This is a genomic window from Candidatus Dormiibacterota bacterium, from assembly GCA_036495095.1.
In the GTDB taxonomy this organism is placed as follows: domain Bacteria; phylum Chloroflexota; class Dormibacteria; order Aeolococcales; family Aeolococcaceae; genus CF-96.
Genome location: DASXNK010000176.1, coordinates 1 through 8,434, shown reverse-complemented (window position 1 = coordinate 8,434; position 8,434 = coordinate 1). Strand labels below are relative to the sequence as shown.

The 8,434-nt window shown below is 74.6% G+C and carries 7 protein-coding genes and 1 other RNA gene; 7 read left to right on the top strand and 1 reads right to left on the bottom strand.

The features are described from left to right. An RNA gene (gene rnpB, locus VGL20_17665) (RNase P RNA component class A) lies at positions 1-297 on the bottom strand; the annotation flags it as partial. A gap of 251 nt (positions 298-548) precedes the next feature. On the opposite strand from rnpB, the gene VGL20_17660 reads away from it, so the two are divergent. The 7 genes from VGL20_17660 (at position 549) to murD (ending at position 8,317) form a co-directional block, all read left to right on the top strand. Beyond that, positions 549-998, top strand: coding sequence for a cell division/cell wall cluster transcriptional repressor MraZ (locus VGL20_17660; GenBank protein ID HEY2705513.1), 450 nt, complete (start codon positions 549-551; stop codon positions 996-998). A gap of 60 nt (positions 999-1,058) precedes the next feature. Continuing rightward, a complete protein-coding gene (gene rsmH, locus VGL20_17655; GenBank protein ID HEY2705512.1) occupies positions 1,059-2,045 on the top strand; it encodes a 16S rRNA (cytosine(1402)-N(4))-methyltransferase RsmH in 987 nt (328 codons plus the stop codon). A gap of 91 nt (positions 2,046-2,136) precedes the next feature. Next, complete coding sequence (locus VGL20_17650) at positions 2,137-2,661, top strand: hypothetical protein (GenBank protein HEY2705511.1); 525 nt, start codon at positions 2,137-2,139, stop codon at positions 2,659-2,661. Positions 2,662-2,735: 74 nt separating this feature from the next. Continuing rightward, positions 2,736-4,466 (top strand): penicillin-binding protein 2, encoded by a 1,731-nt coding sequence (locus VGL20_17645; protein HEY2705510.1) that lies wholly within the window; start codon positions 2,736-2,738, stop codon positions 4,464-4,466. A gap of 118 nt (positions 4,467-4,584) precedes the next feature. Next, positions 4,585-5,958 carry a UDP-N-acetylmuramoyl-tripeptide--D-alanyl-D-alanine ligase gene (gene murF / locus VGL20_17640; protein HEY2705509.1) on the top strand — a complete coding sequence of 458 codons (1,374 nt, stop codon included), beginning with the start codon at positions 4,585-4,587 and terminating at the stop codon, positions 5,956-5,958. After that, positions 5,955-6,941, top strand: a complete 987-nt coding sequence (mraY, locus tag VGL20_17635) for a phospho-N-acetylmuramoyl-pentapeptide-transferase (protein HEY2705508.1) — start codon at positions 5,955-5,957, stop codon at positions 6,939-6,941. The genes murF and mraY overlap by 4 nt, the downstream gene beginning before the upstream one ends. Continuing rightward, the gene (gene murD, locus VGL20_17630) at positions 6,938-8,317 is read left to right on the top strand and encodes a UDP-N-acetylmuramoyl-L-alanine--D-glutamate ligase (GenBank protein ID HEY2705507.1); all 1,380 of its coding nucleotides are present in this window, start codon (positions 6,938-6,940) and stop codon (positions 8,315-8,317) included. The genes mraY and murD overlap by 4 nt, the downstream gene beginning before the upstream one ends. Positions 8,318-8,434: the final 117 nt, after the last annotated feature.

Sequence of the window (8,434 nt, the reverse complement as noted above, 5' to 3'; positions counted from 1 at the left end):
TTACGCGATGCCTCTAGCGACCGATACCCGAGGACTGGGCGAGCAGCCGTTACAACGTCCTCCTATTTGGTCTTGCTCCGGGCGGGGTTTACCTGGCCGGCCGGTCACCCGGCCGCCGGTGGGCTCTTACCCCACCATTTCACCGTTGCCGCGGCGCGCCTTCGCGCACCGTGGCTGTGTCCTTTCTGTGGCACTCTCCTTCGGGTCACCCCGACTGGGCGTTACCCAGCGCCCTGCTCTGCGGAGCCCGGACTTTCCTCGAGCGGTCGAGCCGCCCGCGGCCGTCCGGCCGGCTTGCGACGCGAGTCTAGTTTCTTCGCCGGGGGGATGCTCCCCCGTCCAGTCGCGGGCATCGCCGGGCGATGTCCGCGACCCCCCCCCTTCGGCGCTCGCACAACCACCCGTACATATGTTCGCGTTGACGGGTGGGGAAGGCACTGCTAGTCTTCCGCTCGTAGTGGATCGAAGTGGTGAAAAGTGGTGAATCCGACCCGCAGCTTCTCGACCCCCGGTTGGCCCCCGTGGCCGCCGGTGGGGCCTGACACGCCATGGTCGGCTCCCATCGCCACGGCGTCGACGCCAAGGGCCGCGTCGCCCTTCCCGCGAAGCTGCGCGGCCACCTTCCCGAGGGCAGCATCGTCGCCCGGGGAACGGAGCACCGGCTCGTGATCTGGCCACCCGACGAGTGGGCCGAGATGTCCCACCGGATGCGCTCCCAGCTCCGGGGCGCCGAGCTGCGCCGCTGGGAGCGGCTGCACTTCGCCTTCGCGCGTCCGCTGGAGCTCGACGCCCAGGGCCGGATGCTCGTCGACGCCGAGAACCGCCGCTGGGCGGAGATCGGAGACCGCTGCGTCTTCGTCGGTCTCGGCAACCGTGTCGAGCTGGTCGGCGAGGCGGTGTGGGACGCCGACGAGGCGACCATGGACCCCGACCAGTTCTCGCATCTCTACGACATCGCCACCGGCGCGGCGCCGGCGGCGTCCACGCCGACCGCGTGAGCGGACGGCGGCCGTTCGCGACGTTCACCTACCGTGGTCCTCATGTCCACCGTGGCAGGCATGCAGACCCCCGATCAAGCCACGCCCGGCGTCCCGTCGCCTGACGGGCACCGGCCGGTCCTTCTACACCCCCTCATAGAGAGCCTGCAGCCCAGACCGGGGCAGGTGTTCGTCGACGGCACGCTCGGTGCCGGCGGCGTCACCGCCGCGCTCCTCGAGCGCGTTCGCCCCGGGGGCCGCGTCATCGCCGTCGACCGCGACCCCGCGGCGCTGGCGGGCGCGCGCCTGCGCTTCGCCGATGACGGCGACGCGCTGCTCCTGATCCACGGCGACTTCGCCGACCTGATCGAGCACCTGCGTCGGAACGGCATCGCCGCCGTCGACGGGGTGACCCTCGACCTCGGCATCTCCTCGGTCCAGCTGGACGACCCGGCGCGAGGCTTCAGCTTCCGCCACGACGGTCCCCTGGACATGCGCCTCGACCCCGGCGCGGCGACGCTCACCGCCGCCGACATCCTCAACGGCTGGGACGAGGCGGACCTCGCGGCGCTGATCCGCGGGTACGGCGAGGAGCGCTTCGCCCGCGGCATCGCCGCCGCCGTCGGCAGGGCCCGCGCCGAGCGCCCGCTCACCACCACCGGTGAGCTGCGCGAGACCGTGGAGCGGGCGGTGCCGCGACGGTACTGGCCGAAGCGGATCCATCCCGCCACCCGGACCTTCCAGGCGCTCCGCATCGAGGTCAACCACGAGCTCGAGAGCCTGGAGCGGGGGTTGCAGGCAGCCATCGATGCATTACGGCCCGGTGGGCGTGTTGGGGTCATCGCCTTCCACTCCCTCGAGGACTCCCTTGTCAAGAACGCACTCCACGTCGCAGCACTGAACTGTGTCTGTCCGCCCCAGCAGCCCATCTGCACCTGCGCTCACCGGGCCACCCTCTTCCTTCACACCCGCAAGGCGATCAAGGCGGACGCCGCCGAGCTCGCCGCCAACCCACGCTCGCGCTCGGCGCGGCTTCGGGTCGCCGAACGGCTCGACACCGCCCACTGAGGCCCCGGCACTCCCGACCGCGGTCAGCCTCCCATCCCGTCCACGTCGCCGCAACCGTCCCTCACCAACGTCCCAGCGGAGAAGCGCGGCCGTGTCCGCCCACCAGACCACATCCCGTCTCGACGACGACACCTTCGACGCCTTCTCGGACGGACGTCCCGTCCAGGAGGTGCCGGACGGACTCGAGCCCGCCGGCCGCCGCGGCCGCCGCCGGCGCGGGGGCGGTCCGCGCACACCCCTGCCGCTGCTGCCGTTCATCCTGCTGGTGGCGGTGATCGGCATCGCCTACGTGGCCCAGTCGGCCCACCTCACCCAGGCGACCTTCCAGGCCACCCGCCTCTCCGCCGAGCAGGCGGCGCTGCGCGACGAGAACAGCCGTCTCGGCGACGAGCTCGACCGGCTGCGCTCGGGTGCGCGCATCGGCGCCGCCGCCCAGTCGCTGGGGCTGCGGCCGCCGTCGAAGTGGGCGTACGCCGCCGCGGTGCCGCCGCCGGTGAGCGTGCCCGCCGCGCCCGGTGCGCTGGGCCGGCCCGCCGGCGGCGACCCGATGGAGCGGCTGGTGGCGGCGCTCCGCGGCAGCTTCGGGGCCGACGAGGTCGAGGCGGCGGCGCCGTGACCGAGCGCCGGCGACCGTCCGCACCGCCCGCGCGCAGGCCGAGGGGCGCGGCGCCACCGGCGAGGCGGCCCGCGGTGCGCGGCTGGTTCGTGGCCGAGGCGCCCGACTTCCGCCTCCGCGGCGTCTGGCTGCTCGTCGTCTTCGGGGTCCTGACCGTCGTGCTCTCGCTGCGGCTCGCCGACGTCCAGCTGCGCCAGCACAAGGACCTGGCGGCGGCGGCGGCGCGGCAGCACGGCATCGACATCACCCTGCGCGCCCACCGCGGCCGCATCCTCGACCGCGACGGCTCGCTGCTCGCCGGCGACGTGCCCGTGTACAGCATCTTCGCGGATCCCGGGGTGATCCCCCCCGACCAGCGCCACGGCGTCGCCGAGCGGGTGGCGCCGGTGCTGGGGATGGGCCCGTCGCACCTCGAGTCGCTGATGGCCCAGCCGGGCCGGTTCGTCTACCTCGCCAAGCGCGTCGACGAGTCGGTGACCACGCGGCTGCGCGCGCTGAAGGTCTACGGCATCGGCATCATCCCCGAGGACCAGCGCAGCTACAGCCCGTCGCCGCTGCCCGGCGTCTCGTTCGCCAGCAACCTGCTCGGCTTCGTCGACCATGACGGCCACGGCCAGTACGGCATCGAGTCGTACTACGAGAAGCTGCTGCGCGGGCAGGACGGCATCGAGTCGACGCTGCGCGACGTCGCCGGCAACCCGATCGTGCTCAGCAACGAGCAGCGCCGCGACGCCCGCAACGGCAGCGACCTGCGCCTCGGCCTCGACTCCAAGCTGCAGTACTGGGCGGAGCAGGCGCTCGCCAAGGGGGTGAGCACCGACAGCCAGGCGGAGTCGGGGACGCTCATGGTGATGGACACCAGGACCGGCGCCATCCGCGCCTGGGCCGACTATCCCTCCTACGACGCCAACCACTACTCGTCGAGCGACATCGGCCTCTTCCGCGACAGCGCCGTCGACAACCTCTACGAGCCCGGCTCGGTGATGAAGGTGATCACCTTCGCCGGCGGCCTCGATCACAAGGTTTTCACCCCGGACCAGACCATCAACGAGAACCAGCAGACCATCGGCGGCTTCCTCATCCACGACTGGGACAACAGGTCGCACGGCAAGGTGACCTTCCAGTGGGTGCTCGACGACTCGCTGAACAACGGCGCCATCGAGGTGATGCGCCGGACGGGGAAGGACCCCTACTACCAGAACCTGCTCGCCTTCGGGATCGGCTCGCCCACCGGCATCGACGTCGCCGGCGAGGTGAACCAGCCGCTCCGCCAGCAGCGCGCCTGGACCGACGTCGACTACGCCACCGCGTCCTTCGGCCAGCAGGTCCAGGCCACCCCGGTGGAGATGCTGGCCGCGGTCAACGCCGTCGCCAACGGCGGTGTCTGGGTGCAGCCGCACGCGGTCGAGGCGATCGTCGACCCGCAGACCCGGGCGGAGACGCCGGTGGTGCCGCGCACCCGGCAGGTGATGTCCGCGGACGCCGCCCACCAGCTCGCCCACATGATGTCCGGCGTCGTCGAGGACAAGGGCGCGTCCGGGTTCCTCGCCAAGATCCCGGCATTCAAGGGCCTGATCGGGGGCAAGACCGGAACCGCCAGCGTCGCCGTCAACGGCGCCTACGGGGCCGACATCATCGCCTCGTTCGTCGGCTTCCTGCCGGTCGACAATCCGCAGTTCACCGCCTTCGTGATCATTCGCAAGCCGCACGAGAGCAGGGTGCCCCACGAGGGTGCCTACCTCGCCGCGCCGGTCTGGAAGAGCGTCGCCCAGCTCGCGGTCGACGCCTGGAGAATCGTCCCGTGAGGGGAAACAGGGGGATGGCATGCCCGGGGGGCTGACGGCGGGAGGAGGATGGGCGCACCCGCCCACCTCCCCCGCCCCTCCGAAACCGTCGGCGGAGCTTCCCCGTACCATCCAGGCGATGCTGCTCACCCCGGCGGACCTGGCACGCCTGTTCGGTGGCCGCCTCGAGGGCGCGGGTGAGCGCTGCGCTCCGCTCGCCGCGATCGAGACGGACTCGCGCCGGGCCGGGCCCGGCAGCGCCTTCGTCGCGCTCGCCGGTGAGCGCATGGACGGCCACGCCTACGTGGCCGCGGCGGCCGCCGCCGGGGCGGCGCTCGCGGTGGTCGCCGAGGGCCGCGCCCTGGCCGACGGGCACCCGCCGCTGCTGCTCCGCGTCGACGACACCGGCCTGGCCCTGCGACGCGCCTGCGGCGCCCGGCTCGCCGAGCTCGGCTGCGCCGTGGTCGGGGTCACCGGAAGCGTCGGCAAGACCTCGGCGAAGGAGCTCTGCGCCCTCGCCCTCGGCGGCCGCGACGCCGCCGCCACCGCCGGCAACCTCAACACCTGGACGGGCATCCCCCTCTCGGTGCTGGCGCTGCGTCCGCCGGTCGGGGTCTTCGTCGCCGAGATGGCGATGTCCGCCCCCGGGGAGATCCGCGACCTCGCGTCCTTCACCCGCCCGGTCACCGGGGTGCTGCTCAACATCGGCCTCTCCCACGTCGAGCTGCTCGGCTCGCTCGCCGCCATCGGCGACGCCAAGGCCGAGCTGCTCGAGGCGCTGCCCCCGGACGGGTCGGCGATCTGCAACGCCGACGACCCGGAGGTGCGCCGCGTCGCCGGGCGCAGCCCCGCGCCGGTGACCTGGTTCGGGCTCGGCGCCGCCGCCGACTACCACGCGGTCGAGGTGGTCGGCGACGGGCTGGAGGGGGTGCGCTGCCGCCTCGTCGGCCCCGACGGCAGCGCACCGCTGCGGCTCCGCGTCCCCGGGCTCCACACCGTCCGCAACGCCTGCGCGGCCGCCGCCGTCGCCGGGCGCCACGGGGTGGGCATCGCCGAGGCCGCCGAGCGGCTCGCCGCCTTCGCGGCCCCGCCCCAGCGCGGCGTGGTCCGCCGCGGCGCCGGCGGCGCGGAGATCGTCGACGACAGCTACAACGCCAGCCCGGCCTCGGTCGCCGCCGCGCTCGAGGTGCTCGCCGGCAGCGGCGCCCGGCGGCGGCTCGCGGTGCTCGGCGACATGCTCGAGCTCGGCGACCACGCCGGCCCCGCCCACGCCGAGGCGGGACGCCAGGCGGCGCGCGCCGCCACCGCGCTCATCGCCGTCGGCGAGCACGCCGCGCTGATGGTCGAGGCGGCGGTCGCGGCGGGCATGCCCCGGGAGCGCGCCCGGGTCGCCGGCGACGTCGAGGAGGCCGCCAGCATGGCCCGCGCCCAGTGCGACAGCGGCACCGTGGTGCTGGTGAAGGCCAGCCATGGGGTGGCGCTGGAGCGGGTGGTGGAGAGCCTGCTGCGATGATCCGCCCACTGATCGCGTTCGCCGGCTCGCTGCTCGTCGGCCTGGTGCTCTACCCGGCGGTGATCGCCACCCTGGCGCGCCTCAAGGCGGGGCAGCGGGTGCAGAGCTATGGCCCCGCGTCGCACCTGGTCAAGGCGGGGACGCCGACCATGGGCGGGATCCTCTTCTGCGCCATCCCGGTCGCCGCGTGGCTGATCCTCGACCACGGCCGCGCCGGCTTCCTCGCCGTCTTCGCGATCGTGGCCGGCGCCGCCATCGGGGTGGTCGACGACCTCGCCAACATCCGCGGACGCGGCGCGCTCGGCCTGCTGGGACGGCAGAAGCTCGTCCTGCAGCTGCTCGTCGGGGTGCTCCTCGGCGTCGGGCTCGACGCCGCCTCGCTCACCGTCGAGGTCATCCCCGGGGCCGGCGCCGTCGACCTCCACTGGGGGATCATCCCGCTGGCCGCGCTCGCGGTGGTCGCCTGCAGCAACGCGGTCAACCTCACCGACGGCGTCGACGGCCTCGCCGGCTCCTGCTCGGTGATCGCCCTGGTGACCCTGTGGGCGCTCGCCCAGCACTCCGGCAACGCCCCGGTGGCGATCGTGAGCGCCTCCCTCTGCGGCGGGGTTCTGGCCTTCCTCTTCTACAACTGGTGGCCGGCGCGGGTGTTCATGGGCGACACCGGCTCGCTGGCCCTGGGCTGCGCCCTGGTGGCGCTGGCGGCCGAGCTGCGGCTGCTCTGGCTGCTGCCGCTGCTCGGCGCCGTCTTCGTCGCCGAGACCCTCTCCGTGATCATCAACGTCACCGCGATCACGCGCTTCGGCCGCCGGGTCTTCCGCGCCAGCCCGCTCCACCACCACTTCGAGGAGCTCGGGCTGCGCGAGCAGCGGCTGGTGGTCTGCTTCGCCGGCGCCGCCGCGGTCGCAGCCCTGCTCTGTGTCGCCCTCGCCCTGCCCTCGGGGGTGGGGGCGGGGGTGAGCGCGGGTGTCGTCCACCGATGACCGCCGGCCGCACCGCGGTGGTGATCGGCCTCGGCCTCAGCGGCGCCGCCTGCGCCCGGGTGCTGAGCGCCGAGGGCTGGCGGGTGCGCGTCGTCGATCGCGGCCAGGGCGACGCCCAGCGGCGGATGGCGGCGACCCTTCCGGTCGAGGTCGAGGTGGTGCTCGGCGGCTATCCCGACGACGTCGCCGCCGGCGCCGCCATGGTCTGTCCCAGCCCCGGGGTCCCCTGGGGGGCGCCGGTGCTCGAGGACGCCCGGCGCCGCGGGGTGCCGGTGCGCAGCGAGATCGACCTGGTCTTCGAGCGCTGCCCGGCACCGGTGGCCGGGGTCACCGGCACCAACGGCAAGACCACCACGACCGCGCTGCTCGGCGCCGTGCTCGCCGCCGGCGGGGGCCGCGTCCACGTCGGCGGCAACATCGGCGAGACCATGCTCGACCGGCTCGGCGAGGTGTCCGCGGGCGACTGGGTCGTGCTCGAGCTGTCCTCCTTCCAGCTGGAATCGGCGGCGGCGCCGCGCTGCCGGCTGGCCACGGTGCTCAACCTCACCCCCGACCATCTCGACCGCCACGGCACCATGGAGCGCTACGGGCTCGCCAAGCGGCGGCTGGTGGAGTCGGCCGACCCCGCGGGCGCGGTCGCCCTCAACGGCGCCGACCCGCTCACCCGCGCGATGGCGGCGGCGTCGCCGGCGCGGGTGCTGCTCTTCAGCGCCGACCCGGCCGGCCTCGGCGGCGGCGACGGCGCCACCGTGCGCGACGGCGAGGTGGTGAGCGTCGAGGGCGGGGTCGAGGTGCCGGTGCTGCCGGTGGCGGAGATCCCGCTGCTGGGGGCGCACAACGTCGCCAACGTGCTCGCCGCGGTCGCGCTCGCCCGCGCCGCCGCGATCCCCCCCGCCGCGGTGGCCGCCGGGGTGCGCGGCTTCCGCGCCGTCGCCCACCGCCTCGAGCCGGTGCTGGAGTGCGACGGCGTCCTCTGGATCAACGACAGCAAGGCCACCAACGTCGACGCCGCGGTCACCGGGCTGCGCTCCCTCGGTGAGCGGCCGGTGGTGTGGATCGGCGGCGGCGGCAGCAAGGGGGTGGGGCCGGAGGAGCTCGCCGCGGAGGTGACCCGCCGGGCCCGCCACGCGATCGTCTGCGGGGCCACCGCCGCCGAGCTCGACGCCGCGCTCGCCGCCGCCGGCTGCACCGCGCGCACCCGCACCGGCACCCTTGCCGAGGCGGTCGCCGCCGCCCATCGCATCGCCCGCCCCGGCGACGCCGTGCTGCTGTCGCCCGGGTACACCAGCTTCGACCAGTTCTCCGGGTTCGAGGAGCGCGGCCGCGAGTTCGCACGGCTGGTCCGCGAGCTGGCCGCGACCGGGGGGCGCTGCTGATGGCCGCCCCGGGCACCCGGCTGCGCACCCCCGCGCGCCCCTCCCCGGGGACGCGGCCCGCGCCCCGGCGCCCCGCACCCCGAACCCCGCCGGCCCGGCCGGCCACCCGGAGCCAGC

What these genes read in the sequence shown, in the direction of transcription:
- VGL20_17660 (HEY2705513.1), top strand. Translation starts at nt 549, where the DNA reads ATGGTCGGCTCCCATCGCCACGGCGTCGACGCCAAGGGCCGCGTCGCC.
- rsmH (HEY2705512.1), top strand. Translation starts at nt 1,059, where the DNA reads ATGCAGACCCCCGATCAAGCCACGCCCGGCGTCCCGTCGCCTGACGGG.
- murF (HEY2705509.1), top strand. Translation starts at nt 4,585, where the DNA reads ATGCTGCTCACCCCGGCGGACCTGGCACGCCTGTTCGGTGGCCGCCTC.
- mraY (HEY2705508.1), top strand. Translation starts at nt 5,955, where the DNA reads ATGATCCGCCCACTGATCGCGTTCGCCGGCTCGCTGCTCGTCGGCCTG.
- murD (HEY2705507.1), top strand. Translation starts at nt 6,938, where the DNA reads ATGACCGCCGGCCGCACCGCGGTGGTGATCGGCCTCGGCCTCAGCGGC.